A 26,859-nucleotide genomic window follows, 5' to 3' on the forward strand; every position below is an offset into this window, starting at 1 on the left:
ATGGAGATCAATCTCGGCGACTTCCACTTCTTGCGCCCGTTGTGGTTGCTGCTCGCACTGTTCGCGGCGCTGCTGCCGTTGATCTGGCGACGCAGCCGCGACTTGCAGCGGCGCCTGCGCGGCAACATCGCCGAGCATCTGCTGCCGCACCTGCTGGTCACCCCGCAGGATCACCAGCGTCTGCGCCCGGTTCATTTGCTGTGTGCGTTGCTGGTGCTGGGCGCCGTGTCGGCAGCCGGGCCGACCTGGGAGCAGGACCGGCCGGACTTTCTGGAAAATCGTGCGCCGCTGATCGTGGCCGTCGACCTGTCACCGTCGATGGACGCCAGCGATGTTCCGCCGACCCGCCTCGACGCCGCTAAACACACACTGCACGACCTGATCCAGCGCCGCGCCGGTGCGCGCACCGCGTTGATCGCCTACGCCGGCAGCGCGCATCTGGTGCTGCCGGCAACCGATGACCCGGCGTTGCTCGACAGTTTCATTCAGGCCCTGGGCACCGGGCTGATCGACAAGCCGGGCAAGAATGTCGGCGCCGTGATCGATCAGGCCAAGCGCATGCTGGAGGCCGAGAAAACCCCGGGCAGCCTGCTGTTGATCACTGATGGCGCCGACACCGCGCAGCTCGAAGGTCTGGGCAAGCAGTTGCAGGGCACCGGGTTGCAAGTGCTGGTACTCGCGGTGGGCAATCAGGACGGCGGGCTGATTCAGGATGCGAGCGGCCAGCCGCGCACCGACAGCAACGGTCGTCCGGTATTGGGCAGCTTCGACCCGGCGGCGATCAAGCAATTGGCCTCGGCACTCGATGCGCCGCTGGGCAGCCTGACCCTGACGAACGACGATCTGGACTGGGTCGAACTGCACGCGCAACAGCACTTTCAGAGCGCCAGCGCCGAGCAGCAGGAATTGCACTGGAAGGACGCCGGATACTGGCTGTGCTGGCCGTTGTTGCTGCTGGCGTTGTTCAGCGTGCGCAGGGGCTGGAGCGTGAACTGGATGCCGGCGCTGGCCCTCGCCGTGGGTCTCGGCTGGCCGTCAGCGCCAGCGCAGGCCAATGCCCTGACCGACGCCTTCTTCACCCGCGACCAGCAAGGGCGCTGGGCCTTCGAACACGAGCACTTCCCGCAAGCGGCAGCGCTGTTTGTCGATCCGTACTGGAAAGGCGTCGCGGCCTATCACGCCGCCGACTTCGATCTGGCGCTGGCGACCTTCGCCCGGCTCGACACGCCACAAGCGTATTTCTATCTGGGCAACATCTATGTGCGCCGCTTCAAGTTCGATCAAGCCATCGCGGCCTATCAGCAGGCGTTGAAGCTGCAACCACAGTTCCCCGAAGCCACGGCCAACCTGGCGCTGGCCATCGCCCTGCAAAAAGACACCGAAAGCGCCGAACAGAACGCTCCCGAAACCAAGCCGGACGAGGTCAAATTCGACAAGACACCGGGCAAGGGCCAGAGCAAAGCCGTGACCACCGAACAGGCGACGTCGGATGCGCTGTGGCTGCAGAACCTCACCACCTCACCGGCGAAATTCCTCCGGCAGAAATTCAGCCTGCAGGATCAGGCGGGGGCCCGGCCATGAACCGGACGCTGTTGATTCTGTGCCTGATGAGCGCCCAGGCAATCGCGGCCGAACCGCAACTGCGCGTACAGGCCCACCTGCAACCCGCCGACGGCATCAAGGTCGGCGGTCTGGTGGAGCTGCAACTCGATGTCCTCACCGACACCTGGTTCACCAGCGCCGCCACCCTGCCCGACCTGAAGCTCGACGGTGCGCTGGTGATGCCACCGGACGGTCAGGCCCAGCACCTGAACCAGACCATCGACGGCCAGGCCTTCAGCGGTCTGCGCTACAGCTACCTGATCACGCCCAACGCCGCCCGGACCTTCGACATTCCGGCGCTGACCGTAAGCGCCACACCCGGCCAGGCCACCGCTGAAATCAGCGCCCGCAGCCAGCCACTGCAATTCAGCGCCGTCCTGCCACCCGGCTTCAACCCCGGAGAAACCCCGCTGGTGGCCACCGGGCTGCGCCTCAGCCAGACCGTCACCCGGTCGGCCACGCCGCTGAAGGTCGGCGACAGCCTCACCCGTCAGTTGACCCTGCAAGCCGATGGCGCACTGGCCATGGCCCTGCCCGTGCCTGCGCTGAGCGAAGTCAAAGGCCTGAGCCGCTATGTGAAGACGCCGCAAGTCAGCAGCCTCGATGACGGGCGCGGCGATATTCTCGGCGGTCAGCGCATCGACAGCGTCAGCTATCGCATCGACGCGGCCGGTGCCCACACTCTGCCGGCCATCGACGTGAAATGGTGGGATTCGCGCACGCAACAGATCCGCACCGCACAAGTCCCGGCAGTCAGCTTCGAGGCCAGCGCCAACAGCGCCTACAAACCGGTGTTCTCGATCACCGAGGATCTACGCCAGCTCGGCCAGAACCATCGCCTGCACCTCTCCACCCAGGGATTCATCTGGCTCGCCGTACTCATCGCATTGGGCGTACTCGGTTATCTCGGCCGGCCTACGCTCAGCCGTGCGCGCCGTCAATGGCAGCAGCGCCAGCTCGCGCGGCAACAGGCCCGCCAGCAATCGGCCGACTTTGCGTGGCAACAGGTCGCCGGGCAACTGGCCGGTCAACCGCCGCAACTGACCGCCCTGTACCTGTGGCTGCGGCGTTGCGGTCTGGGCCTGAAACTGACCCACGCCGGGCCGCGCCTGCAAGGACTGTTGCGCAGCCTTTACGGGCGCGATCCGGCCGCTGGGCAGGCGCTGGGTCAACTGCGGCAATCGTTGTCTACGCTTCACAGTCAGGCCGAACAGCAGCAGGCCCGCCCGGCCCCGGCCCTGCGCCCGCTCAACCCCGTTCACGAGAAGGATTTCCCATGACGAACCCGATGCTGCACCGCCAACGTTTCGGTCTGGCCCTGTTGTTCGGCCTCGCATTGCCGCTGCTGGCGCAGGCCAGCGAACCGCTGCCGTCGTGGAACGACAGCCCGGCAAAGAAGCACATCATCGAGTTCGTCGAGGCGGTCACCGATCAGTCCGGCAAGGACTTCGTCAAACCCGCCGAACGCATTGCCGTGTTCGATAACGACGGCACGCTGTGGAGCGAGCAACCGGCGTATTTCGAGCTGCTGTTCGCCTTCGACGAGGTCAAGCGCACCGCCGCGCAGCACCCGGAGTGGAAGACCACACAACCGTTCAAAGCGGTGATCGAGAACGACCACAAGGCGCTGGCCGCCGCCGGCATGGATGGCATCCTGAAGATCTTCGCCGCCACCCACACCGGCATGACCACCGACGCGTTCGATGACTACGCCAAGACCTGGCTGACCCAGGCCCGCCATCCGAAAACCGGCAAGCCGTACACCGAAATGATCTTCCAGCCGATGCTGGAAATGCTCGACTACCTGCGCAGCCAGGACTTCAAGACCTACATTGTTTCCGGCGGCGACACCGGCTTCATGCGCGCCTTCGCCGAGATGGTCTACGGCATCCCGCCGGAACAGGTGATCGGCACCACCTTCGTGACCGCGTTTGAATACAAGGACGGCAAAGCCTCGATCGTGCGCACCGCCAAACTCGCGCACAACGACGACGGCCCCGGTAAACCGGTGAGCATCGATTCGGTGATCGGGCGTCGGCCGATTCTCGCCTTCGGCAATTCCGACGGCGACCTGCAGATGCTCCAGTGGACCGCCGCCGGTCCCGGCAAACGCTTTATGGGTCTGGTGCATCACACCGACGCCAAGCGCGAATGGGCCTACGACCGCCAATCCGATATCGGGCGCCTGGACAAGGCCCTCGACGAAGCGAATTCCCGAGGCTGGACCGTGGTGGACATGGCGAGCGACTGGCGCCGGATCTACCCGTTCGATCCACCCGTACCCGAGCAAGTGAAGTAACAGGAAATACGTTTGTCGTGCACCCCACCCCCGCGCTAAAGGAGCAAGTCAGATGACTCGCATACGCAAGTGGATACCCAGGCTCGCCCTGGTGGCGACTTCAGTCATGGCCCTGTCGGCGACCGCCACAGCGGCCGACAAACCCAACATTCTGGTGATCTTCGGCGACGATATCGGCCAGACCAACATCAGTGCCTACTCGATGGGCGTGGTCGGCTACAAGACGCCGAACATCGACCGGATCGCCAAGGAAGGCATGATGTTCACCGACTACTATGCGGAGAACAGTTGCACCGCAGGGCGATCCACCTTCATCACCGGCCAGACAGCGCTGCGCACCGGCCTGTCCAAGGTCGGGATGCCGGGCGTACCGGTCGGCTTGCAGGCCCGTGACGTCACCATCGCCCAGGCGCTGAAGGCCCATGGTTATGCAACCGGCCAGTTCGGCAAGAACCACCTCGGCGACAAAGACGAATACCTGCCCACCAACCATGGCTTCGACGAATTCTTCGGCAATCTCTATCACCTGAATGCTGAAGAAGAGCCGGAACGCCCTTACTGGCCCAAGGATGATGCCGAGTTCGTCAAGGCCGCTTCTCCCCGTGGCGTGATCCACAGTTTTGCCGACGGCAAGATCGAAGACACCGGCGCCTTGAACAAAAAGCGCATGGAAACCATCGACGATGAAACCACCGCCGCCGCGCAGGCGTTCATCGAGAAACAGGCCAAGGCCGACAAACCTTTCTTCGTCTGGATGAACACCACCCGCATGCACGCCTTCACGCATGTGCGTGAGTCCATGCAGGGCCAGAGCGGCATGCCCGGCAACGAGTATGCAGACGGCATGCTCGAACACGACGGCGACGTGGGCAAGCTGCTCAAGACCCTCGATGACCTGAAGATCACCGACAACACGATCGTGGTCTACACCACCGACAACGGCCCGAACCAGTGGTCCTGGCCGGATGCAGCCACCACGCCGTTCCGCAACGAGAAAAACTCCAACTGGGAAGGCGCCTATCGGGTGCCGGCAATGATTCGTTGGCCAGGCAAGGTCAAGGCCGGTGAAGTGTCGACGCAGATGTTCTCCGGTCTGGACTGGTTCCCGACCTTGCTCGCGGCCGTGGGCGATCTCGACATCAAGGATCGTCTGCTCAAGGGCGCGGACGTCGGCGGGAAGAACTTCAAGGTGCATCTGGACGGTTTCAACCAGCTGGACTACCTGACCGGCAAGACCGACAAGAGCGCGCGTAACGAGTTCTACTACTTCAACGATGACGGTGAACTGGTGAGCATGCGTTACAACGACTGGAAGTTCGTCTTCTGCGAACAGCGTGCACCGGGCGGCTTCAAGGTCTGGAGCGAACCGTTCACGTGCCTGCGCGTACCGAAGATTTTCAATCTGCGCATGGACCCGTACGAACGCGCCGACGTGGTCTCCGACCAATACTTCGACTGGCTGGCGAAGAACGACTACCTGATCTTTCAGGGTATAAGCCGCTCCGCCAAGTTCCTGCAAACCTTCGTCGATTACCCTCCAAGCCAGCGTCCGGCGAGCTTCAGCATCGACCAGGTTCGCGAGGCAGTGGACAAGAAAATTGCCGAGAAAATGAAAGCGGCCAACTAAAAACTGCGTGACCGCCGCTCGCCTTCGTTGGCGAGCGGCACTGTTTTGTAATCCCACGCTCTGCGCGACGAACGCTGATCGCCGATCACCGATCGTTCCCACGCTCTGCGTGGGAATGCAGCCCGGGACGCTCCGCGTCCCTCGCCAAAGCGGACGCAGAGCGTCCAGTGAGGCATTCCCACGCAGACGGTTCGACGCCTCGACGTGGGAACGATCATCGACAATATCTGAACAAGGCAGTCGCAATGTCCTCACGTGTCGCCAGCAAATCCCCGGCCCACCCCGTCCCGCACACCGCCACCGCGGCGTTGCTGATCCCCGCCCTGCTCTTGTGCATCTCCGGCGCCGCGGCGCTGGTTTACCAGGTGCTGTGGATCAAGCAGCTGTCGCTGGTAGTCGGGGTCGAGGTCTATGCGATCACCACCGGGATCAGCGCCTTCTTCGCCGGGCTCGCACTCGGTGGCTGGTGGTTCGGACGCTGGGCGGATCGGCTGAAACAACCGGTGCTGCTTTATGCCGGGCTGGAGGTGCTGGTGGCGGTGCTGGGCGTCGGCGCGACCTTTGCCATGAGCGTGGCGGCCAGCCCGTTTGCCTGGTTGCAGAATCATGTCGGACTGTTCGCCTGGCTGTTGCCGTTCCTTCTGGTGGGCGCTCCAGCAGTGTTGATGGGCGGCACGTTGCCGGTGCTGGTGCGCTCGCTGGCGGCCAGTCCGGGCAAGGCCGGCGGCCAGTTGTACGCCGCGAACACTCTGGGCGCGATCGCCGGCACCCTGCTCGCGGCGTTCCTGATGATCGCCACCCTCGGCGTGTGCGGCAGTGCGCTGGCCGCCGCGATGCTCAACCTGCTGGCCGCCGCCGGAGCGCTGGGCTGGCAGCGTCTGCGTCCAATGCCGGTCGAGACGCCGGTCAAACATCACATCGAAAAGGCACCGGATCGCACGGCCCTGTGGCTGTATTCCATCGCCGGCGGCGTGGCTCTCGGCTACGAAGTGGTGTGGTCGCAGTCGATCGTGCAGTTCATGAGTACTCGCACCTACGCGTTCGCCGTGGTGCTGGCGACGTATCTGGCCGGGCTGTTTCTGGGCAGCGCCCTGCTCGCCCGGCGGGTTGAACGGATTCGTGATCCGTGGGGCGTGTTCGGCCTGCTGATCGCGGGCGCGGGACTGATTGCCCTGCTGGAAATCGCCGTGCTCGGTCGCTGGCTGGTGATCGCCCAGAGCCAGGCGGAAATCTGGCTGCTGACCCAGGGCGCCAGTGAACTGGCCGGCATGAGCGCGCGTTTCGCCGTGGCGGCGCTGGCCATTGTGTTTGTCCCGACTTTGCTGCTGGGCGCGGCATTTCCGCTGGCGCTGCGCTTGAGCGTCGGCCAGGAGCGCATCGGTCGCGATGTCGGCGCGGTGGTGGCGTTCAACACCCTGGGCGGGATTGTCGGGGTGATGCTCTGCGGTTTTGTGCTGATCCCGCTGCTGGGGCTGGTGCGCACGCTGGGCCTGCTGGCGATCATCGCCGCCGGCATCGGCTGGTTCGCCGTGCGCAAGGGCCATGGCGTGAAGAAAGGCCGACGTCAGGCCGTGGTCGCGCTCGGGCTGTTGTCGGTGGCACTGGCGGTGCTGACGCCCGTGAACAAACTCGCCAGCCTGCTACCCGGCGCGCGCAACGGCACACTGGCGTTCTACGAGGAAGGACGCGGCGGCACGGTGGCGGTGGTCAGCCAGGGCACAGGCCGCAACGCCTTTCAGCGTTTGTACATTCAAGGCGTGTCGAACACTGGCGATGCGATGCCGTCGCTGCGCTACATGCGCATTCAGGCATTGCTGCCGCTGTTGATCCACAACGGCGAACCGCGCTCGGCACTGGTGATCGGTTTCGGCACCGGCATCACCGCCGGCGCGCTGCTGCGTTATCCGGGGCTGGAACACCGCGTGGTTGCCGAGTTGTTACCGGCGGTGGTCAAGGCGGCGCCGCTGTTCAAGGGCAACTTCAACGCCGCCAGTGACCCCGGCGTCGATGTGCGCCTGCGCGATGGTCGTCAGGAACTGCTGCGCAGTCCGCAGACCTACGACCTGATCACCCTCGAACCGCCGCCGCCCTCCGCCGCCGGCGTGGTCAATCTGTATTCCCGCGACTTCTACCAACTGGCCGCCAGCCGCCTGGAAAAACAAGGTCTGGTCGCGCAATGGCTGCCACTGCCGACCCAGAACATTGACGACTCGCGCTCGCTGGTGCGCAGCTTCCTCGACGTGTTCCCGTACGCGACGCTGTGGACCAGCGAGTTCCACGAAATGCTGCTGGTGGGTTCTCTGACGCCCATCGAACTGGACGCCGGGAAAATCACCCAGCGCCTGCAACAGGACAGCGTGCGCAGCACCTTGCAGGACGTCGGCATCGGCTCGGCGGCCGCGCTGCTGTCGACCTGGGTCACCGACCGCGCCGGGCTGGAACGCTTTGCCGCCGACGCGCCGGCGGTGACCGACGACCAGCCGCGCATCGAGTACGCGCCGTGGGTTCGCACCAAGGAAATCACCCGCGTGTTGCCGGCGCTGCTGGATCTGTACGTCGCACCGCCGCTGGTGAATGCCGACGCCGGGTTCGACGAGCGCATGCAAGCCCACCGCCAGCGCCTGATGCAGTTCTACCGCGCCAGCCTGCATGCCTACGACGGCGACCGCGATGCCTGGGGACGGGACATTCGCGAAGTGATGCGTGGAGATGGCGGCAATCCGTACTTCCGCTGGTTCGTCGGCGACTGAGCGAGACACGAGGACTTTTCGACGCGAAACAGGTAGGGTGCGCAACATCAGAATGCCACCACTGGATCGCGTCGCAGTTTTTATGGAGTTGTCATCGCAATGAGTTGCTGGACCGTCCTTGGCCTGTCGGCCGACGCCGATGTGCGCACAATCAAACGCCAATATGCCGTCCTGCTCAAACAGATCCGCCCCGACGATGACCCCGAGGGCTTCCAGCGACTGCGCGATGCCTATGAGCAGGCGCTGGCGTACAAGGAATGGCAGCAGTATCACGAGCAGAATCAGGACGAAGAGCAAGAACAAGCGCAGGATCAGCGCATTGAAGAATCCTGGGACCTGAGCGGCCTGACCGTGGTCGAGGTCGATGCCCTGCAACTGGCGACCCGTTCGCTGGACGGGCTCAGCGTTGAAGAGCTGAATCATCGCCATGCCGTCACCCTCGAACAGGGTTGCGCGCATTTCTTCGAAGACACGGTGCTGCATCATTGCATTGAACACCCTGAGACTTCGCAGACGCTGGTGGACTGGGCCATCCCGACCTTCTTCTGGTTCAGCGCCTGGCAACGCCTCGAGCTGGACGAGATATCGATCGACCTGTTGCTGGATCAACAACGCGCGCGCATTGCGCAACCGATGCGTGATGCGCTCGAACGGGAAGACGTCGACGGATTTCTCCAGGCCTATGCCCGCTGCGCGGATTTCAACTGGCTGGCGACTGAGCAACATCAGCAATGGCTCAACCGTGCCCTGAGCCATTTGCTGCTGGATGCGCCGGTCTGGTATCCCGAGATTTTCGAACAGGTGCGCACCGATCAAGGCTGGCACGGCAGCACGGGCAATCCCTGCCCTGACGGCGAATGGCAACGCCTGCTGGCTCGCCAGAATGCGCCGTTTTTTGTGGCCCGCCAACAACAGCTCGCCCTGGAACCGCCCGCCACCCCCGAACACCGCGCCGCCCGCCTGCTGCTGGGCACCGGCTCGTTCAGCGCCCGCCGCGCACTGGCCAGACGCCTGAGCGAAGACGACTGGGCGCAGTGCCGCAAGTTGAGTTCCGAGCTGTACGCCAATCACCCCAAGGTCTGCGCGCAGATGCCCGGCGGCACGGCGTTTTTCTGGCGTGACTGGGAACTGAGCTTCAATGACTGGCCGACGTATGTGGGCGTGGTGCTGGCCTGCCTGATCGGTGCGTTCACCCATTACATTCCGTTGGGCGTGCGCCTCAGTGGACTGATCAATATCGTCATGATTTCGACCGTGGTGTTTGGCGTGATCGTGGCCGGGCTCAATTGGCTGGTGCACAACGTTGCCCATCACGTTTGGCGGCTGGATGACCGGCTCAGCGCAAGCCTTTGCCCCGGATCTCTCAAAGACTCGCCGCCGTTCGGCGTGCTGCGCGACCTGGTGCCCGGCGCGTTGATGGTGGCCGGGCTCGGCTGGTTTTTCGGCCCGATTGCCGGCGGGGTGTACGCCGCGACCCTGGCGATCTTCGGCCTGGTGCGCCGCTGGCAGTCCAAACCCCGGGTGTCCTGGGAAGAGAGCCGAACAGCCGTGAAAGTCGGCGTGACGATCCTCGGAATTCTGGTGCTGGCCCTCGTGCTCGGCGTGTTCAAGGTGGTCGCCAGCCAAGGCACGGTCAATCGCAATCAGGGGCTGCAACCCTGGACCGAACGTCTGTGCAGCCGCTTGCCCGCCACCACCGCCGAATGCAGCGCACCGGCCACCGTTGAACAGTGGTACGGCAAGGAGGCGCGCCCATGAGCACCAGAGTGATGTTTTGCGTCGGTATCTTCTTCGCGCTGTTGGTGATGGCGCTGACGAGTGCGACCCGCCCTTTCCTGCAACTCGATCTCTGGCTGGACGGGCGCGATGCACCGGTCACCGCCCAGGCCAATGCCCTGAGCCCGGTGATCGCCTGCGTCAACCGGATCGACGTGCAATGGCGAGCGGCCTATGACCGCTACAGGAATCCTCAACCGCCCTTGCCTCGCGACCAGCGCTGGTTGAAGAGCCTCAAGGATTTCGACGACAGTGACGCGTTCAATGTGCGAGACATTCAGCGCGATGTCTGCGGTCAGGGCCTCACGGAAAAACTCGATCTTCTGGCTTGGCAGCCTGAACTGGTGCGACAGGCGAACGAATACGTTCGGGCGCTGAGTCACGTCACGACCACCATTGCCCCCACGCGGTTTTACCGAGAGGCGAGTTTCACCTCCGGGTTGCAACAGCCCTCGCCTGGAGAACTCGCCGCGATCGAGCGCGTTTCACAGGAGTACATCGGCGCCTCGACGGCTCTGCGGCAAAGCCTGCTGCCGCTCGACGCCGCGCAACGTCCCGAACAGCTCAAGCTGATCGAGGCGCGTCTGGGCAGGGACATTCACTGGGACTTGCTGGCCTACATGATTCAGGCGCGGGAGACCGTCGACGTGCTCGACGAAGCGATGAAAAACCGCACGCTGACGCCGAAGTTGCTGGCCGACACCACTGCCAAGCTGCAACAGGCGTGGAACCGTCGCGAACCCTGGCTCGCACCGCGCACGGGTGGATTCCAGAACAAGACCGATGCCGCACGGGATCTGTGGCTGCGCATCGGCGAGCCGGGGCAAGACTATCTCGAGGCGTTGAACACGCTGCACACCAACTGGCAGAACCACGCACAGCCTCAGCGTTTGAGCGAGGACTACTACGCCGTGACCCGCAGTTACGACGGTTTGCTCAGCCATTACAACCGACTGGCGCGCGCCAGCTTCTGACGCTGTGCACACGCCGGATCACCCTCAGGGGCGACCCGGCGTGCCGGTCTTACTTGGCCTTGAGCTTGAGGTAGGACTGATGCAGATCCGCCGCCCAGCCATCGATCACGCTTTTCACGTCATCGGCCTTCATCACCTGTGAATCGTTTTCCAGCGGTTTGCCGGTGCCTTTGCGCACCACCTGCGCCGCCACCTTGTTGGTGCCGCCATCGAGGAACACCGCTTCGGTCGCCAGCGTGGTTTCCTGATCGCGAATGCCGCTGGCGGTGCTGACCGCTGCGGCTACCAACGCCACCGGAATCACCTCATACGCGTGCAAGCCTTCGGTCTTGCTGCTCACGGCGGTGATGGCCGCACGTACCACGATCACACCCGGCCCGGGGCCTGAGGCCAGCGGCAGGGATTTGCCCAGCTCACGCTTGAGCGCCTGATCGTAGTAGCTGGTGATGCCGTTGAGGGTCTGCTGCGGAATCTTCACGGTGGGCTGCGGTTTGGGATAGAGCTGGGTCGGTTCGACGTAGACGCTGGTGAATTTGCTGATGTCGATTTTCGGGTCAATCCAGCGCATCACTTCAGCCCCCGACGGGGATTTGGCCTCCCTCAACTGGCTGTAGTCCTTGAGGAAGCCTGAGTACTCGTCGGGTGCGACGGTTTTGCTGGAGCAGCCCACCACGCCCAGCGTGGCAATGCACAGGGTGCTCATCATTACGGCTAGCTTCATGCTGTAACTCCTGTCGGAAGGCCGGATTTATTGCATTGGGGAGTTACAGGTATAGCTAAAACCGCGCGGTTTGCGATCACAAAACACAATATTCACACCCCGCGGCTTCCACTCATTTGACAGATGCAGGTCAGGCGGCAAAGCTGCATCAAGCTTGAACGCGCGCCAGACGGCAAATGCACCTGGACTACGGAAGTCGCAATGCCCAAGCATAAAAATAAAGCTGCACCGCTTCAGCCTGATGCTTCATCGACCTCACTTTCACGTTACCTGTTTCCCGTTTCCATCGGCGTGCTGCTGGCCGCCGTGGCGGGGATCGGCTGGTTTCTGTTCAGCCCCGCGCCGGCGCCGGTCAAACCGATGCCCGTGAGCGCCCCGGTTGTGGCGCCGGCCAAACCTGCACCCACCGTGGCGGCGGCGCCTGCGAGCATGGTCGACGAGCAGCAATGCCAGGGTTGTCACAACGAACAGGTCAAGGATTGGCAAGGCTCCCATCACCAATTGGCGATGCAACCGGCAAACGCTGAAACCATGCTTGGCGACTTCAACAACGTCGTTGTCAAAGCCGAAAACGAGACCACACGATTCTCGCGCAAGGGCGATGATTTCTGGGTCAACACGCCAGGCATCGACGGCAAGAACGCGGACTTCAAAGTCGCCTACACGTTCGGCATCGCCCCGCTGCAGCAATACCTGATCGAAGTCGGCGAAGGCCGATTGCAGGCGCTGGGCGTGGCCTGGGATACCGAGAAGAACCGCTGGTTTCACCTCTACCCCGGCCAGGGCGTGAATTTCAAGAATCCGCTGCACTGGAGCAAGCCGAGCCAGAACGCCAATTTCATGTGCGTCGAGTGCCACACCACCGGGTACAAGCGCAACTTCGATGCGGCCAGCAACACCTTCGCCAGCCAGTGGAACAGCCTCGGCGTCGGCTGCCAGGCCTGTCACGGCCCGGCGTCGAATCACCTGGAATGGACGGCGAAGAAAACCGACCTGATCCACGCCGGATTCGCCGTCGACCTCAAGGACAAGAACGCCACCGTCGAAATCGAAACCTGCGCCCGCTGCCACGCTCGCCGTGCACCGTTGGGCGATGGCTACACCGTCGGCAATCGCTTGATGGACGACTACCTGCCCAGCGTCCTGACCCGCGAGCTGTATGCGCTGGACGGCAAGATCAAGGACGAAGTGTTCGAACACGGCTCCTTCGCCCAAAGCAAAATGTTCGACAAGGGCGTGCGGTGCAGCAATTGCCACAATCCCCACAGCACCGAGCTCAAGGCACCGGGCAACGCGGTGTGCCTGCAATGCCACAACACCGCCGGCAAGACCTCGGTCGAAGGCGTCGACGGCAAAGGGCTGCAAGCGAAGAACTACGACAGCATCGAACACACCCGCCACACCATGGGCCAGCCCGGCTCGCAATGCGTGGATTGCCACATGCCCGGCAAGTTCTACATGGGCAACGACTTCCGGCATGACCACAGCTTCAGCATTCCCAACCCCGAACGCGCGCAAAAGCTCGGCACGCCGGACGCCTGCCTGACCTGCCATCAGGGCAAGGCTGGCGACAAGGTCACCGCGCAATTCAAATTGTGGAATGCCTCGACCACGCCGCAAGCGCCGCGTTACGACGAAACCCTGTGGCTGATTCGCAACGGCCAGCCCGGTGCGGCGCAAGCGTTGTATGAGCAGTTGCAGCGCAGCAATCTGCCGGCGATCCAGCGGGCGACGTTGCTCGCGGAACTGCCGCTTTATCCGAGTGAACAAGCCCTGACGCTGGCGACGACGGATCTGAAGAACCCGGCGCCGCAGGTTCGTGAAAATGCCGTGCGGGCGATCAGCGCGTTCCTGCCGCCGCCGGAGCGTTTATCGCTGTTGACGCCGTTGCTGGGCGATCCGGTGAAAGCGGTGAGAATCGCTGCGGCGCGGGATCTGCTGAGTGTCGCCCGCAATGGTCTGGGTTCGGCGCAGGCCAATTGGGAGGCGGCGATTGTTGAGTACGAGGCGGTGCAGAAAAGCGTGGCCGAACGTGCCGAGGCCAACCTGAATCTGGCGATGCTCTATCAGGCCAGCGGTCGCAGTTCGGAGGTTGAGGGTCTGTTGCGTACGGCCCTGAAGCGCGACCCGGATTTCTACCCGGCGCTGGTGACGCTGGTGCAATGGCTGGAGGCCAATGGTCGCGGCCCTGAGGCGCAGCAACTGCTGGATGAAAACCTCAAGGCACATCCGGATGCCGCGCTGTTGCAGCACACCCGAGGATTGTCTTTGATCCGCGCTGGCAAACCGGCCGAAGCCATGTCGCCCCTGCGCAAGGCCGCGCAACTGGAACCGCAGAACGCGCAGTACGGTTACGTGCTGGCGGTGGCGTTGCACGAAAGTGGCAAGGTCGATGAGGCGTGCGCGCAGCTGGAGGCGCTGCTCAAGCGGCAACCGGCGAACCGCAATGCGCGGTTGTCGCTGATTCAGTGGTACCTCGACAGCGGGCAGGAGCCGAAGGCGCAGGTGGTGTTGCAGGGGTGGAAGAAGCTGAATATGGGGGATCCGGCGTTGAAATGAAAACAGGCGGGAGCAGCGCTCTGCTGCTCCCGCCTGATTGCGTCACCAGCTCGAAGTCTCTCCGCTGCGCAACGCCATCTCCCGCCGGCTGTTCGCCCGCATCGCCTTGATCAGCGACACCGTGCCCACCAGCAGAATCGCCGCACCGAACAGAAAATCAATGTTGTACAGCTGGAAATCCTGCACCGGCCCCACCAGCACCGTGCGCACCACGCCGATCCCCACCAGCGTGGCAAGGAAGTCGATCCCCGGCTCATCGCGGTAGAACACCAGCAGCAACGGCAGGCACAGCACCAGCAGCATCAACAGCACCACGACCTTGAACGAGCCTTTGCGCTCGACGCTGAACGCGCATTCGTGGGGGCCGTAGGCTTTGTAATCCTCGTCGCGGATCATCGAGTTTTTCTCGTTGATGTAGTCGGCGCGGTTGTACTTCTGGATCGGCGTGAAGGTGTTGGACATCTCCATCAGCGTGGTGATGTTCTTGAAGCGCAGGTCGATGCGCTCGCTGCCCTTGAGGTAATACAGCACCGGTTTGTAGCCGTAGCGATAGGTGTCGAAGGGAAACTCGGTGACCCGGCCCTGAACGCTGATCGGGCGCGATTCGAATTCGGCGAAGGCGCTCTTGTCGGTCGAGGCGAGGTTGCGGCTCAGGGGCAGGACTTTCACCTGTTCGAGGAAGATCGGCGTGACGCCAAACGACCACTGCAACGGCTCCAGGCGCAGACGCAGTTCGTTGCGGCCCAAGTCATAGCGGTTGAAAGTGCGTTCGGAGACCACCACCGCGCCGCTGAGCATGAACTCGCCGCGCAGGTTGTTGGTGATGCGCAGGGTCAGTTGATCCTTGCCCAGCAGCGCCGCTTCAGTGTTCGGCGGCGTGCCGCACCACGCGGTGCTTTCGCCGACGCCACCGAGCTGACCGCCACGGTTTTCGTTGAACACATAGATGTAACCGGCCCACAGCGTCACCATCAACAGCAACGCGGTGATGCCCAGAATTTTTTTGCCCGGACTCACTGATCAGACTCCCTTCTTCGTTCCGTCGTCCAGCCGAAAACCCGCTGGCGACGGGGACTCTACCAAAAGGCCACCATCGACCCAAGGAAAAATCCCCGATTCATCAGGGTTCTAAGGGTTTCCCCTGCATCACCTGCGCCGGAACAACGGTCGCGGCTCGATCACCGAGCGCCCGTACAGCACGCTCATTCCTGCCAGGCCCTTGAGCGCATCCTCGGCGGACTTGTCCTCGCGCACCGCGAAGCTGTCGAAACCGCACTGACGCATGTGGCTGAGCTGGTCGCGCAGTACATCGCCGATGGCGCGCAACTCGCCTTTCCAGCCGAAACGGCTGCGCAGCAGATAGGCCTGGCTGTAGGCGCGGCCGTCGCGAAAGCTCGGGAAGTCGAGGGCGATCAGTGGCAACGAGGTCAGCCATGGCAGCAGGCTTTCGACGCCGTCGTCCGGGCCGAGCCAGACCGCATGGGTCGAGGGCGATTCGAGCCAGTGGGCCAGCGGCAGAATCAGCATTTCAGTGCTGTCAGCCGTTTCAGGCGAGCGAATCAACGTCCACGGATCCTCCAGCACGATCCGCGCCCCGCTCTCCTCCATTCTCAGCAGATTGTTCATGCCGGCACCTCCAGCGCTTTCGGATAAACCCGTTCCTTGAACGGCTCCAGCCCAATGCGCGCCACGGTATCGACGAACAATTCTTCAGCCTCGCGATAACGGACGAAGGTGCCGATGATCCGCTCGATCACCTGCGGCACTTCGGCCGCGCTGAACGACGGGCCGATGACTTTGCCCAGCGCGCTGTTCTTGCCCTGGGCGCCGCCGAGGGTGATCTGGTACCACTCGCTGCCGTTCTTATCGACGCCGAGAATCCCGATGTTGCCGATGTGGTGATGGCCGCAGGCGTTCATGCAGCCGGAGATGTTCAGGCTGATGTCGCCCAGATCATGCAGGTAATCGAGGTTGTCGAACCGCGCCTGAATCGCCTGGGCAATCGGGATCGACTTGGCATTGGCCAGCGCACAGAAGTCGCCGCCGGGGCAGGCAATGATGTCGGTCAGCAGGCCGACGTTGGCAGCGCCCAGCCCCTGCTCTTTCGCCAGTTGCCACAGCGCGTGCAGCTCGGACTTGGGCACATCCGGCAGGACGATGTTCTGCTCGTGGGCGATACGAATCTCGCCGAAGCCGAAGCGCTCGGACCACTCGGCCACCGCCAGCATCTGCGCATCGGTGACATCCCCCGGCGGCGAGGCCAATCCCGGTTTGGTCGACAGCACCACGCTGGTGTAGCCCGGCACTTTGTGCGGCTGAACGTTGCGCGCGACCCAGCGGGCGAACGCCGGGTTGTCGGCCAGGTGCGTGCCGAAATCCAGATCGGTACCCGCCAGTGTGCGATAGCTCGGCGGTACAAAAGCACTGGCGACGCGCTGGTATTCATCTTCGGTCAACTGCGCCGGGCCGTCCTTGAGGTGTTGCCATTCCTCTTCGACCTCTTTGGCGAACGCTTCGATACCCAGCGCCTTGACCAGAATCTTGATCCGCGCCTTGTACTTGTTGTCGCGCCGACCGTGGCGGTTGTAGACCCGCAGCACCGCCTCGACGTAAGACAGCAAATGTTGCCACGGCAAGCCGTCGCGGATCTGCAGACCGAGAATCGGTGTGCGCCCCAGACCGCCACCGACGATCACTCGCAGCAGCATCTGGCCGTCACGGCCGGGATAAAGGTACAGGCCGATGTCGTGCATCATGATCGCCGCGCGATCCTGCTTCGCCGAGCAGATGGCGATTTTGAACTTGCGCGGCAGGAACAGGAATTCCGGGTTGATCGTCGACCATTGCCGCAGGATTTCCGCCAGCGGGCGCGGGTCGATCAACTCATCTGCCGCGACCCCGGCGAAGGCTTCGGTGGTGATGTTGCGCACGCAGTTGCCCGAGGTCTGGATCGCATGCATGTTGACCTGCGCCAGACGTTCGAGGATGTCCGGCACTTCGTGCAACTCGATCCAGTTGAACTGCATGTTCTGCCGGGTGGTGAAGTGGCCATAGCCACGGTCGTAGTCACTGGCGATGCTCGCCAGGGTGCGCATCTGCTCGGCGCTCAAGGTGCCGTAGGGAATCGCCACCCGCAGCATGTAAGCGTGTTTTTGCATGTACAGGCCGTTTTGCAGGCGCAGCGGCAGGAACTCTTCTTCGCTCAACTCCCCGGCCATGAAGCGCTCGACCTGATCGCGAAACTGCGCAACGCGCTCGAACACCAGCGCCCGGTCGTAATCATCGTACTGATACATCGGCCTACTACCTCGTCAGGAACTTGCACGGATTCCTGTGGGAACGGGCGAACCCGAGATAGCGCCAGTTCGCGTCTGGCGCTATCTCGGGTTCGCCCGTTCCCACAGTATTTTCCCTGACTATGGACGAACGGCGCAGTGCACAACAGATTCACCTGAACGCATAAAAACCGTATCAGGGCGCGGCAGATGGCCGCAGGCAGCGCTTGTATCTGATCCGCATAAATGAACAATTCCTGAGCCTGTTTTGTTTCCGGTGGGGTTTCTACAGTGCAGCTCGTGCCAGACCGGGTGGCCTGGCAAGACTTTGCAACCGTGGATGAACTGACCATGAGCACAGCAACAATCGGACAGGCTTATAACTACAAGGTCGTCCGCCAATTCGTCATCGCGACTGTTTTCTGGGGTGTCGTGGGTATGGCGATGGGGGTATGGATCGCCTCACAACTGGTATGGCCGGACATGAATCTGGACCTGCCGTGGACCACCTTCGGCCGCTTGCGACCGTTGCACACCAGCCTGGTGATTTTCGGTTTCGCCGGCAGCGCGCAATTCGCCGCCAGTTACTACGCCGTACAGCGCACCTGCCAGGTGCGGCTGTACTCGGACAAGCTCGCCGCGTTCACCTTCTGGGGCTGGCAATCGGTGATCGTGATCATGCTGGTCACCCTGCCGATGGGCTACACCACCACCAAGGAATACGCCGAGATCGAATTCTCCGGCGCGGTGTGGATGGCGGTGGTCTGGGTCGCGTATGCCGTGGTGTTCTTCACCACCGTGGTGCAGCGCAAGACTAAGCATATCTACGTCGGCAACTGGTTCTTCGGCGCGTTCATTCTGGTGATCGCCATGCTGCACGTGGTCAATCACCTGTCGATCCCGGTGGACTGGTTCAAGTCCTATCCAGTGTATTCCGGCGCCACCGACGCCATGGTGCAGTGGTGGTACGGGCACAACGCGGTGGGTTTCTTCCTGACCACAGGGTTCCTCGGGATGATGTATTACTTCGTGCCCAAGCAGGTGAATCGGCCGGTGTATTCGTACCGCTTGTCGATCGTGCATTTCTGGGCGCTGATCACCTTGTACATCTGGGCCGGCCCGCACCACCTGCACTACACCGCACTGCCGGACTGGGCGCAGTCGCTGGGCATGGCAATGTCGCTGATCCTGCTGGCCCCGAGTTGGGGCGGGATGATCAACGGGATGATGACTTTGTCCGGCGCCTGGCATCAGTTGCGCACCGACCCGATCCTGCGCTTCCTCGTGCTGTCGCTGGCGTTCTACGGCATGTCGACCTTCGAAGGCCCGATGATGGCGATCAAGACCGTCAACGCCCTCTCCCACTACACCGACTGGACCATCGGCCACGTACACGCCGGGGCGCTGGGCTGGGTGGCGATGATCACCTTCGGCGCGACCTATCACATGGTGCCCAAGGTCTTTGGCCGCGAACGGATGCACAGCACGCCGCTGATCAACCTGCACTTCTGGCTGGCGACCATTGGCACGGTGTTGTACATCGCTTCGATGTGGGTCAACGGGATTACCCAGGGCCTGATGTGGCGGGCGATCAACGAGGACGGCACGTTGACCTACTCGTTTGTCGAAGCGTTGCAGGCCAGTCATCCGGGGTTTGTCGTGCGATTTGCCGGTGGGGTGTTCTTCCTCAGCGGCATGTTGCTGATGGCCTATAACGTGTGGCGCACGGTGCGGGTGGCGGATGTTGCGATTGCCCATCGTGAAGCGCAGATCGCCTGATCAAGGGAGCCGGTCATGTTCGATATCTTTTTGAATGTGTTGGGTGTGGTGTTTCTGTGGCTGGCGGTTGAGTACTGCTTGCGCCATGAGACAGCCGAGAGCCTGGATGAGGCTAGTCTGACGCCGTTTGCGGATGATCCGGAGGTGGCGCGGCGGGTTGAGATGGCCACCGGTAAGACCGTGAAAGCGGTGGCGCCGGAGGTGGCGAAGCCGGGCTGGATCAACCTCGAAATGTGAGCCACCCCTTACTGATCGTTCCCACGCTCTGCGTGGGAATGCCTCAAGGGACGCTCCGCGTTCCAGCTCCGGAAGGGACGCGGAGCGTCCCGGGCTGCATTCCCACGCAGAGCGTGGGAACGATCAAGTGTGTCAACCTCGGTCGCGAGGGATGAGGCTCTGCAGTTGCTGCGCGAGAAAATTCGCATCGAAGGCAAACGTATCCGGATCCTTCAACCCATTAGTCTTACGCCACTGCCAATCACCATTGGGCAACCCCACCAACGAAACACTCCCATACCGCGCCGCCGTCAACCCCACCACCGCCAGCGAAATCTGCCCGCCACTGCCCATCACATCCGGCACAAACTCCACCGGTTTGCCGGCAATCACGATGCTCAGTTTTTCAGTCTTGAAGGTTGAAGTCTCAACCGGAGTGCTCGGCCCGAACGCCACATAAGCCTCCCGACTCACTTCCAGCAAACCCGGCGCCTGCACCGGCTCCAGCCATTGCTGAATCTGCCCGAACAACTCGGTAATCCGTGTGGCCCAGGTCACCGATTGCGTCTCGAACAGTTGCTTCTTGTGCGCTTCGCTGTCGGCATAGTGGCGAAGCATTTCGCCCAGTTGCTGTACGTCGTCCATTGCGGTGTTCCTTCAAGGAGCGGTGCTGCGGACTTCGAGCATGGCAGATGCCGATGACGACCGTGCAAGTCATTTGCCTGCACGGTCGCCCCATCGACCATTGACGGACAGAAGGTCAGCGTTTGCGAAGACGCGCCATGCTCAGGGTGTCGACCCATTGCCCGTCACGCACGGCGTAGTCGCGGAACAGGCCTTCGGTTTCAAAGCCGAACTTGCGATAGAGCCCGATGGCCGCCTCGTTGTCGGCGTACACCGAAAGCTCGACCCGGTGCAGGTTCATCCAGTTGTCGGCGATCTCCAACGCCGCTGCCAACAGCTTCGAACCGACACCCTTACCCTGCCACGCCACTGCTACGGCCATGCCGACACTGCCGGCGTGACTGCGGCGAATTCGCGAGAACTGTTCCAGCCCCAGATTGCCGATCACCACCCCCTGATGCAGCGCCACCAGTTGCACCACCCGCTCGTTGTCCGGCGCCAGGCGTTTGCGCCAGACCTCGGTGGTCTGAAACGGCATTTGCAACACCTGCCGGGTCACGGCCGGGTCGTTATAGAGCGCGGTGATGCCCTCGACGTGGGATTCGTTGTAGCGTTCGAGGTGAATGGCGGGGTTGTGCTCAGGCATGAAAGATCCCTCCTGGATCAATGCGTGGCCGGTCACTGTAAACCGCTTCTTCACGGATTCGCCATGACTGTTTAAAGCCGTTGACCGAAACGTCCGGCAAGCCACAACGCCTTGCGCCATTGCCTACGCATCCGCCAGAATCCGCCGGCTTGTGCGCCTTGAGGGTCGGCTCTATCGTTTCCGGGTCGCTGATGAATCAGCGATCGGATTTGACCGTCCGACTCAATCAAGGCGCGCCAGTGCCCAAGACCGGATTCAGAAGTCTTTCTGAACCCAGATGTCGCGGTGGCTGTGCGTGGGATACCTTCGGGTATGCCGGGTTCCTTGATTCCCGGTCGGTCAACCCGCGTACAGCTGCCACCTTTCGATTGACCGCGAACGGTTGCAGCTCCGTCTATCAAGGAGCTTCACCATGATCAAACCAACACCCAACCCACCCGAAACCGACACCACCTCGCCTTACGAATCCGTGGATTCAAAGACCTTCCACGAAGCCGCCGAACGCGCCCTCGATCACTACTTCAATCCCCTCCTCCCCAGAAAACCGCTGCTCAAACCCAACACCCGTTACCTCATCGCCCCCGGCATCGACAGCGAGGAACTGCTGGCCGACGCCTGCGAAACCCTGACCTCGGCCAAAACCATGGCCACCGACTTCGCCGGGCTGGTGGACGGCTCGCATCGGCATGTACTGCTGGGGATTGCGCAACTGATCATGCTGGGGGAACTGGCGGTGAATCGGGCGCTGGATAATCTGGAGGTGGCGGCTGAGCCTTGCGTCTGAGTGATGAAACCGAAACGGCCCCCTGTGGGCCGTTTTTTTATCTGCGGGAGGTGTATGGACGACTCCGATTGATGACCGTCCGTCTTAAAACCAGTCTCACCTGTCAGATCTGACAGTAGCCGAAACGGATCGCGCAGGGTTTTCATGGCACATCAATCACCAAGGAGTTGCGTGCCATGAACATTTCCGCATCCAGCGGCGGCCCCATCGTCGACCTGGCACTGACACCGCCCTTTATTCCAGTACAGACCTACCCGATCATTCACCCGGTCGCACAGGTCGGGCTCTCCCGGCTCAACTATTACGCGGGATCTAAGGGGCTGCTGGTGCTGTTTGGGCCTTATCAGGATCAGGTACCCGACGAAACCGGACGGATTTACCTTAATGGCTTGCCTGTGCCGACCCCGGCCCAGACCACCGTGGATACGACCTCATCGCTTAGGTTTTTCGTGCCGCCGGGGTTGCTGTCAGACGGAGTAAACAAGCTGAAAGTCAGCCTCCAGCGCCAGTCGGGCAATGAGGATTCGTCAGAGCTGTCCGTGTTGCATTACCTCGTTGACCCTGCCGGTAATGATACGGATCCGAATCCTGGCAATTCGTTGCTGAGCATTGATGTCACCCCGAAGAGTATCGGCCCGGCCGAAGCAGCAGCGGGCGTGATCGTGACAATGGATTATCCGGGCAAGCAACTGTATGACCTGTTGACGATCAACTATGGCGGTAAAACCCGCACCCATCAGATCTTGCCAACTGCGCAGGATCCCAACCCCGAAACCAAACCAGTGGTCTTGACCCTTAACACTGCCGATTTCGCCCATGACCCCAACAATCCGCAGTTCATATTCAAGTACAACGTCATCAGTCAGATAGACGACTTTTCCGGCACGTCATCGAACGGAGTATTCAACCCGCAGGAATTCTGGTCGAAGGACTGCGTGGTTAATGTGCATCTGGATTGGGTAGAACTGCTGGAAGCCATCCTTCGGGAGCTCCTCCCAGACAACAATGACGATTCGTCCATCGTTGATCTGGGCAAGATGAACGGCGGGCCGTTGTGGGCGCTGATTCACTTGGTCGATTCGATTTGGCAGGCGGGGGATGAGTGCGATCTGACTTTCGAGGCTTTGGTAAACGGGGTCGTGACGGCTACCCATCAAGTGAAGGTGCCAGTCAGTCAGGTACCGGGACAATTGTCAGTGGATATTCCCAATGCCAAGGTGATTCCCGGCAGTACGGTGCAGGTGACACACAAGCAGATCAGGGGAGGAAAGATCGTTGGTGTTTCCAAAATTGCCCAAGCTCAGGTTGTGGGGACTGGTTTACCAGAATTGATATTGGATACCAGTCCGCTGCAACTGAGTGGAACACGATATTACGTGCACCCGTTACCGAATCCACCCGGTTATGAGTTCCCATCCGACCCTATGCCAGGCTCTTTCGCGGACCGAGTGGCAACGGGTGGAGTCAGTGGAATAACGTACGAGTCGAACAACATCAACGTTGCATCTGTCAGTGCTCGCGGAAGGGTGTACGCCAGGGCAAACGGGGAAGCTGTAATTACGGCCAAAGACTCTTCGAACCAGAGCAAAAGCTATCGAGTGACGACTTCGGGCATCGCAAAGCAAATCGTCGCCCACTTTAACCAGATCAGCTGGAGAGCCGCTGTTCAGTTAGCGTCCGCGGATGGCGGACGTTTGTTCACACTGTCGGAGCTTGAGTCGGAATATCGAAAGTTCACTCCGAGCATATACCAGTCACCTGGTAATCATCACAGTTCGTGGACAACAACGCCTGCAGATCCAGGAACATTTTGGTATTTTTACCTTACAGGATCCAAAGTCCCACATGCAGACCTTCCTAACTTTCTTGGCTACTTCTACTATTTGAAATCATGAAGAAGCAACAACATAGATAAACCAAGGAAGTTATAACAATAAAAAGAAAAACGGGACTGAAAAATGCAAGAAAAATGGGACGGATTTATTTAATTCAATAAGTCCGCCCTTTTTACACGATTATTCAAACCACTCCTGCCGCTCACTGAACGTACGCTGAATCAACTCCACCAAGGTCTGCACCTCCCCGACCTCCTGCGATTCACTGTTCACCGCCAACCACGCCTGCAACCGCATCGCCTCGTCAAACAACCCCGGCAACGCCACCAACCCGCGATCAAACCGGCTCATGTACATCGGCAGCAAACCAATGCACGCGCTGCAACGAATCATCTCCAGCATCAGCTCATAGGACTGCATCTGCACCACCCCGGCCAACCGCTGTTCGACCAGTTCATTCCACGGCCGGAAGCTGTCGATCTGCCGATCATGCTGCCATTGCACCAACATGAAATCCGCGAGGTCATCGGGGCTTTCCGGGCGTGCAGTGACGCGGGAGTAGCGTTTGGCGATGTGCGGCTGGTATTCCAGTTGCGCCAGGCGTTGCGGTTCGCTGGTGGCGAAGGTCGGGCCGGGATGCGGGGTGTCACCGTGGGCGAGCCACAGCACGATGTCGGCGCTGACGGCGCGCAGGGCCAGTTCGCTGTCGAGGGCGATGATCTCCAGCCGCACGCTGGCGTTGCGGCGCAGCAGTGCGATGAGGTCGCGGCCGAGGATGTCGTGCAGGATCGATTCGGCGACGGCCAGCCTTATCAGCGGTTGCTCGATCACCGGAAGTTTGCGTTCGTGAGCCAGGGCGATCAGTTGCGCCTGCAATTGCTGGCCTTCGCGGGTCAGGCTGAGGGCGCTGCCCTGAAAGCTGAACAGCGCGCATTGCAGTTGTTGTTCGAGTTGCGCCAGTTGTTTGCGCAGCAGGGTCGAGCGCACGTTGAGGCTGCGGGCGGCCTGCATGAAGCAGCCGCAACGGGCGCTGACCAGAAAGTATTGGGCGACGTCGCCGTCGAGGGTCGCGGCTTGCGCAAGCCAGGGTTCGTCCTTGTCCCGGGGCCAGCGGAAATCGGCGCTGCTCTGTCGTGCTGCGGGTTCGGTGAATGACATCGATGACTCCCTGTCGATCTTTGTAGTTTGCCTTTGCATAAATCCATTGTGGGAGCGAGCTTGCTCGCGAAGGCATCGGCACACGCAACATCTCATTGCCAGATACACCGCTTTCGCGAGCAAGCTCGCTCCCACAAAGTTCAGAGGTGGATCTGAATTACAGTTTTTCCTCCAGCACCTTGTTGAGCTCGGCCCCGTCGATGCTCAGCGTCGCGGTGTTGAGCATGCCGTCCAGGTACGCTTGGGCGATCTGCTCCTGACGCTGTGCCCGCAAGGCTTGGGTCAGTTGATCGCGCAACTCGTCGAGGGTCGCGGTGCGGGCTGGTTGTTGTTCGGTGAGTTTGATCACGTGGAAGCCGGCGCTGCTTTGAACGGGATCGGAGACCGCGCCAACCTTGAGTCGCGCCACCGCACCACGCACTTCCGGTACCAGTTGCTGCAACGGCTGCAACCCCGTGTCACCGCCACGTTCAGCGGTCAGGCGATCCTGTGAAAACTCCTTGGCCAGCGCTGCAAACTCCGCAGGGGTCGACTGGGCTTTCTTGCTCAGATCCGCCGCCTGCTTGCGCACGGCTTCAAGATTCTGCGGCTCATTCACCCCAAGAAAAATCTGGCTGACCCGATACAACGCCGGCGTCTGCCAGTTGGCCTTGCCCGCGTCGTACGCCTGCTGCAACTCGGCAGCGCTCGGGTAATCCGCCGGCACCTGACTCACCGACTGCAAATAGTCGCGGAACACGATCTGTTCGGTGGCGGCACGGGTCTGCCGAACCACGTCAGGACGCTGCGCCCAGCCCTGGGCATCGGCCTGTTCCAGCACAGCTTTTTCAGCCAGACGTGAACGAATCCAGCGCTCCAGCGCCTCACGATTACCGCGCAGTTGCTCGCGGGTTTGCGGTGGAACAGCCGCCAGCAACGCCTGCAATTCCTCCGGCGAAACCTGTTGATTGCCTAATCTGGCGACTGCCGGTCCATTATTCGCCGCAATCACCGGCGCCGGTTGCTGGGCGGCGACCGGGTCATTGCCCGGCCGCACCACCAGCGCCACGGCCACCACCAACAGCGCCACCGCAGCGGCGCTGATTACCATGGCAGGTTTTGTCACAGCGCGACTTCCTCTTGCTCAACCTTTGGAGCCTGGGCGGCAGCAGCGTTCTGGGTGAAGTCACGCAGATAAACGATGAATTCCTGAAGCAGGCGATCCCACAGCTCCAGGTTGCCGCGCAGGTAATCGCTGCTCACGCCAGCGGCCACCACCACGTCCATTTCCATCACCAGAAACTCGCCCTGCAACGACAACCGGGCAAACCGGCGGGTCGCGTTCCACTGCTCGGCCACACCGGCCGGCAACTCACCCTGCACGCGCAATGCGCAGCTGAAGGTGAAGTCGACGTAGCTACCCTGCTCCGCCACCGCCGGGTTGCCGAAACGCACGGCATAACCGATGCCCTGGCTGGCGCTGAGCAACTGGACGATGCCGTTCTGTTCGGTCTGGTTGACGCGGTAACCGGCGGCTTGCAGTACGTCGGTCAGGGATTGCGGGGATACGTGGGAGATCAATTGAGTCATTACTTCTTCCTTGTCCATGAGTCTTTTAATCAGTGCGCGATCGCGGCTTGCGGCGCATCGAATTGAGTCTTGTACAGTTCGTCGCCAAAGCCCTGAGCCAGTTCATCGAACTTGACCCGGGCGCTGCCGGCGAAGGGCTGGCGGATTTTCATCACCTCGGCCACATCGATGTTTTCGTAGGCGGTGAGAATCTGCTTGGCCACGCCGTACATCTGCTGATTCTTGACCGAACATTGCTGCACTTGTGTGTCACGTTCAGTCAATTGCGCTTGAAGCTTAGACCGTTCTGCCTCTTTGGCACGGGCCATGACCAACAGCTCGTCATAGGCTTTCTTGAACTTGCCGGTCTGCTCGTTGCTGGCCGCGACTTGCGCCTGGGCCTGGCTGTGCAGGCTTTGCTGCTGCCCGGCAAGTTGCTCGGCGAGGCCTTTGGCCTTGGCCAGCTCCGCAGTCAACTGCTTGATTTGCGCCTGCGCAGCCTTGGTTTCGTTCTGCGCCGCCAGTTGCGCGGCGCTGGCCTGGGCCTGCTGGCTTTGCAGGGCTTGCAGCTGCTGGGTGGTGCTGCGCAACTGGGTGCGCAGGCGTTCCTCCATGCCTTCGGCACTCGCCCCGGTGGCGATCAACATCCCGAGCCCAAGCCATAAAAAGCGGATTTTCATAACCCT

At 61.7% G+C, this 26,859-nt stretch carries 22 protein-coding genes; 12 read left to right on the forward strand and 10 right to left on the reverse strand.

Annotated elements, in window-relative coordinates; genetic code table 11:
* From PMI24_RS14325 to PMI24_RS14355, 7 genes are all read left to right on the forward strand, one after another.
* Positions 1-1,581 carry a VWA domain-containing protein gene (locus PMI24_RS14325; protein WP_007955065.1) on the forward strand — a complete coding sequence of 527 codons (1,581 nt, stop codon included), beginning with the start codon at positions 1-3 and terminating at the stop codon, positions 1,579-1,581.
* Positions 1,578-2,882, forward strand: a complete 1,305-nt coding sequence (locus PMI24_RS14330) for a BatD family protein (protein WP_007955066.1) — start codon at positions 1,578-1,580, stop codon at positions 2,880-2,882. Before PMI24_RS14325 ends, PMI24_RS14330 begins: the two co-directional genes overlap by 4 nt.
* Positions 2,879-3,901, forward strand: a complete 1,023-nt coding sequence (locus PMI24_RS14335) for an HAD family hydrolase (protein WP_007955068.1) — start codon at positions 2,879-2,881, stop codon at positions 3,899-3,901. Before PMI24_RS14330 ends, PMI24_RS14335 begins: the two co-directional genes overlap by 4 nt.
* A 52-nt stretch (positions 3,902-3,953) precedes the next feature.
* A complete protein-coding gene (locus tag PMI24_RS14340) occupies positions 3,954-5,528 on the forward strand; it encodes an arylsulfatase (protein WP_007955070.1) in 1,575 nt (524 codons plus the stop codon).
* 245 nt (positions 5,529-5,773) lie between these two features.
* Complete coding sequence (locus PMI24_RS14345; RefSeq protein WP_007955073.1) at positions 5,774-8,278, forward strand: fused MFS/spermidine synthase; 2,505 nt, start codon at positions 5,774-5,776, stop codon at positions 8,276-8,278.
* 99 nt (positions 8,279-8,377) lie between these two features.
* A complete protein-coding gene (locus tag PMI24_RS14350; protein WP_007955076.1) occupies positions 8,378-10,036 on the forward strand; it encodes a J domain-containing protein in 1,659 nt (552 codons plus the stop codon).
* Entirely contained in the window at positions 10,033-11,028 is a 996-nt protein-coding gene (locus PMI24_RS14355; protein ID WP_007955079.1) for a DUF3829 domain-containing protein, read from the forward strand. The genes PMI24_RS14350 and PMI24_RS14355 overlap by 4 nt, the downstream gene beginning before the upstream one ends.
* A gap of 49 nt (positions 11,029-11,077) precedes the next feature.
* Here the strand turns inward: PMI24_RS14355 and PMI24_RS14360 are convergent, their stop codons facing one another.
* Positions 11,078-11,749, reverse strand: a complete 672-nt coding sequence (locus PMI24_RS14360) for a DUF3313 domain-containing protein (RefSeq protein WP_007955081.1) — start codon at positions 11,747-11,749, stop codon at positions 11,078-11,080.
* Between the two features lie 201 nt (positions 11,750-11,950).
* Between PMI24_RS14360 and PMI24_RS14365 the strand changes: the two genes are divergently transcribed.
* Positions 11,951-14,308 (forward strand): tetratricopeptide repeat protein, encoded by a 2,358-nt coding sequence (locus tag PMI24_RS14365; protein ID WP_007955083.1) that lies wholly within the window; start codon positions 11,951-11,953, stop codon positions 14,306-14,308.
* 42 nt (positions 14,309-14,350) lie between these two features.
* On the opposite strand, the gene PMI24_RS14370 is transcribed toward PMI24_RS14365, so the two are convergent.
* The 3 genes from PMI24_RS14370 to PMI24_RS14380 form a co-directional block, all read right to left on the reverse strand.
* Entirely contained in the window at positions 14,351-15,325 is a 975-nt protein-coding gene (locus tag PMI24_RS14370; protein ID WP_007955085.1) for a hypothetical protein, read from the reverse strand.
* Positions 15,326-15,454: 129 nt separating this feature from the next.
* Complete coding sequence (locus PMI24_RS14375; protein ID WP_007955087.1) at positions 15,455-15,934, reverse strand: DUF934 domain-containing protein; 480 nt, start codon at positions 15,932-15,934, stop codon at positions 15,455-15,457.
* Positions 15,931-17,604, reverse strand: a complete 1,674-nt coding sequence (locus PMI24_RS14380) for a nitrite/sulfite reductase (protein ID WP_007955091.1) — start codon at positions 17,602-17,604, stop codon at positions 15,931-15,933. Before PMI24_RS14380 ends, PMI24_RS14375 begins: the two co-directional genes overlap by 4 nt.
* Positions 17,605-17,934: 330 nt before the next feature.
* Here PMI24_RS14380 and ccoN point away from each other — a divergent pair, with 330 nt between their 5' ends.
* On the forward strand, positions 17,935-19,362 hold the full coding sequence (ccoN, locus tag PMI24_RS14385; protein WP_007955093.1) for a cytochrome-c oxidase, cbb3-type subunit I: 1,428 nt from the start codon (positions 17,935-17,937) through the stop codon (positions 19,360-19,362).
* Between the two features lie 15 nt (positions 19,363-19,377).
* Positions 19,378-19,599: a hypothetical protein gene (locus PMI24_RS14390; protein WP_007955095.1), complete on the forward strand. Its 222-nt coding sequence runs from the start codon at positions 19,378-19,380 to the stop codon at positions 19,597-19,599.
* Between the two features lie 132 nt (positions 19,600-19,731).
* Here the strand turns inward: PMI24_RS14390 and PMI24_RS14395 are convergent, their stop codons facing one another.
* Together PMI24_RS14395 and PMI24_RS14400 are read right to left on the reverse strand one after the other, a co-directional pair.
* Positions 19,732-20,223 (reverse strand): hypothetical protein, encoded by a 492-nt coding sequence (locus tag PMI24_RS14395; RefSeq protein ID WP_007955097.1) that lies wholly within the window; start codon positions 20,221-20,223, stop codon positions 19,732-19,734.
* Between the two features lie 115 nt (positions 20,224-20,338).
* Positions 20,339-20,848: a GNAT family N-acetyltransferase gene (locus tag PMI24_RS14400; protein WP_007955099.1), complete on the reverse strand. Its 510-nt coding sequence runs from the start codon at positions 20,846-20,848 to the stop codon at positions 20,339-20,341.
* A 412-nt stretch (positions 20,849-21,260) separates the two neighbouring features.
* On the opposite strand from PMI24_RS14400, the gene PMI24_RS14405 reads away from it, so the two are divergent.
* Positions 21,261-21,632, forward strand: coding sequence for a DUF6124 family protein (locus tag PMI24_RS14405; RefSeq protein WP_007955101.1), 372 nt, complete (start codon positions 21,261-21,263; stop codon positions 21,630-21,632).
* 176 nt (positions 21,633-21,808) lie between these two features.
* A complete protein-coding gene (locus PMI24_RS14410) occupies positions 21,809-23,527 on the forward strand; it encodes a hypothetical protein (RefSeq protein WP_007955102.1) in 1,719 nt (572 codons plus the stop codon).
* A gap of 120 nt (positions 23,528-23,647) precedes the next feature.
* Here PMI24_RS14410 and PMI24_RS14415 read toward each other — a convergent pair whose 3' ends face one another.
* The 4 genes from PMI24_RS14415 to PMI24_RS14430 form a co-directional block, all read right to left on the reverse strand.
* Positions 23,648-24,625, reverse strand: a complete 978-nt coding sequence (locus PMI24_RS14415; RefSeq protein ID WP_007955103.1) for a LysR family transcriptional regulator — start codon at positions 24,623-24,625, stop codon at positions 23,648-23,650.
* 157 nt (positions 24,626-24,782) lie between these two features.
* A complete protein-coding gene (locus tag PMI24_RS14420) occupies positions 24,783-25,715 on the reverse strand; it encodes a peptidylprolyl isomerase (RefSeq protein ID WP_443200797.1) in 933 nt (310 codons plus the stop codon).
* Positions 25,716-25,726: 11 nt separating this feature from the next.
* The gene (locus tag PMI24_RS14425) at positions 25,727-26,194 is read right to left on the reverse strand and encodes a YbjN domain-containing protein (RefSeq protein ID WP_007955105.1); all 468 of its coding nucleotides are present in this window, start codon (positions 26,192-26,194) and stop codon (positions 25,727-25,729) included.
* Between the two features lie 29 nt (positions 26,195-26,223).
* A complete protein-coding gene (locus PMI24_RS14430; protein WP_007955106.1) occupies positions 26,224-26,853 on the reverse strand; it encodes a hypothetical protein in 630 nt (209 codons plus the stop codon).
* Positions 26,854-26,859 lie beyond the last annotated feature (6 nt).

The sequence above is a fragment of the Pseudomonas sp. GM25 genome, from assembly GCF_000282255.1.
In the GTDB taxonomy this organism is placed as follows: Bacteria; Pseudomonadota; Gammaproteobacteria; order Pseudomonadales; family Pseudomonadaceae; genus Aquipseudomonas; species Aquipseudomonas aphyarum.

Coding starts and splice junctions, on each gene's coding strand:
- PMI24_RS14345 (WP_007955073.1), top strand. CDS start 5,774: ATGTCCTCACGTGTCGCCAGCAAATCCCCGGCCCACCCCGTCCCGCAC.
- PMI24_RS14330 (WP_007955066.1), top strand. CDS start 1,578: ATGAACCGGACGCTGTTGATTCTGTGCCTGATGAGCGCCCAGGCAATC.
- PMI24_RS14405 (WP_007955101.1), top strand. CDS start 21,261: ATGATCAAACCAACACCCAACCCACCCGAAACCGACACCACCTCGCCT.
- PMI24_RS14430 (WP_007955106.1), bottom strand. CDS start 26,853: ATGAAAATCCGCTTTTTATGGCTTGGGCTCGGGATGTTGATCGCCACC.
- ccoN (WP_007955093.1), top strand. CDS start 17,935: ATGAGCACAGCAACAATCGGACAGGCTTATAACTACAAGGTCGTCCGC.
- PMI24_RS14325 (WP_007955065.1), top strand. CDS start 1: ATGGAGATCAATCTCGGCGACTTCCACTTCTTGCGCCCGTTGTGGTTG.
- PMI24_RS14350 (WP_007955076.1), top strand. CDS start 8,378: ATGAGTTGCTGGACCGTCCTTGGCCTGTCGGCCGACGCCGATGTGCGC.
- PMI24_RS14355 (WP_007955079.1), top strand. CDS start 10,033: ATGAGCACCAGAGTGATGTTTTGCGTCGGTATCTTCTTCGCGCTGTTG.
- PMI24_RS14375 (WP_007955087.1), bottom strand. CDS start 15,934: ATGAACAATCTGCTGAGAATGGAGGAGAGCGGGGCGCGGATCGTGCTG.
- PMI24_RS14415 (WP_007955103.1), bottom strand. CDS start 24,625: ATGTCATTCACCGAACCCGCAGCACGACAGAGCAGCGCCGATTTCCGC.
- PMI24_RS14425 (WP_007955105.1), bottom strand. CDS start 26,194: ATGACTCAATTGATCTCCCACGTATCCCCGCAATCCCTGACCGACGTA.
- PMI24_RS14400 (WP_007955099.1), bottom strand. CDS start 20,848: ATGCCTGAGCACAACCCCGCCATTCACCTCGAACGCTACAACGAATCC.
- PMI24_RS14365 (WP_007955083.1), top strand. CDS start 11,951: ATGCCCAAGCATAAAAATAAAGCTGCACCGCTTCAGCCTGATGCTTCA.
- PMI24_RS14410 (WP_007955102.1), top strand. CDS start 21,809: ATGAACATTTCCGCATCCAGCGGCGGCCCCATCGTCGACCTGGCACTG.
- PMI24_RS14360 (WP_007955081.1), bottom strand. CDS start 11,749: ATGAAGCTAGCCGTAATGATGAGCACCCTGTGCATTGCCACGCTGGGC.
- PMI24_RS14390 (WP_007955095.1), top strand. CDS start 19,378: ATGTTCGATATCTTTTTGAATGTGTTGGGTGTGGTGTTTCTGTGGCTG.
- PMI24_RS14335 (WP_007955068.1), top strand. CDS start 2,879: ATGACGAACCCGATGCTGCACCGCCAACGTTTCGGTCTGGCCCTGTTG.
- PMI24_RS14420 (WP_443200797.1), bottom strand. CDS start 25,715: ATGGTAATCAGCGCCGCTGCGGTGGCGCTGTTGGTGGTGGCCGTGGCG.
- PMI24_RS14340 (WP_007955070.1), top strand. CDS start 3,954: ATGACTCGCATACGCAAGTGGATACCCAGGCTCGCCCTGGTGGCGACT.
- PMI24_RS14395 (WP_007955097.1), bottom strand. CDS start 20,223: ATGGACGACGTACAGCAACTGGGCGAAATGCTTCGCCACTATGCCGAC.
- PMI24_RS14380 (WP_007955091.1), bottom strand. CDS start 17,604: ATGTATCAGTACGATGATTACGACCGGGCGCTGGTGTTCGAGCGCGTT.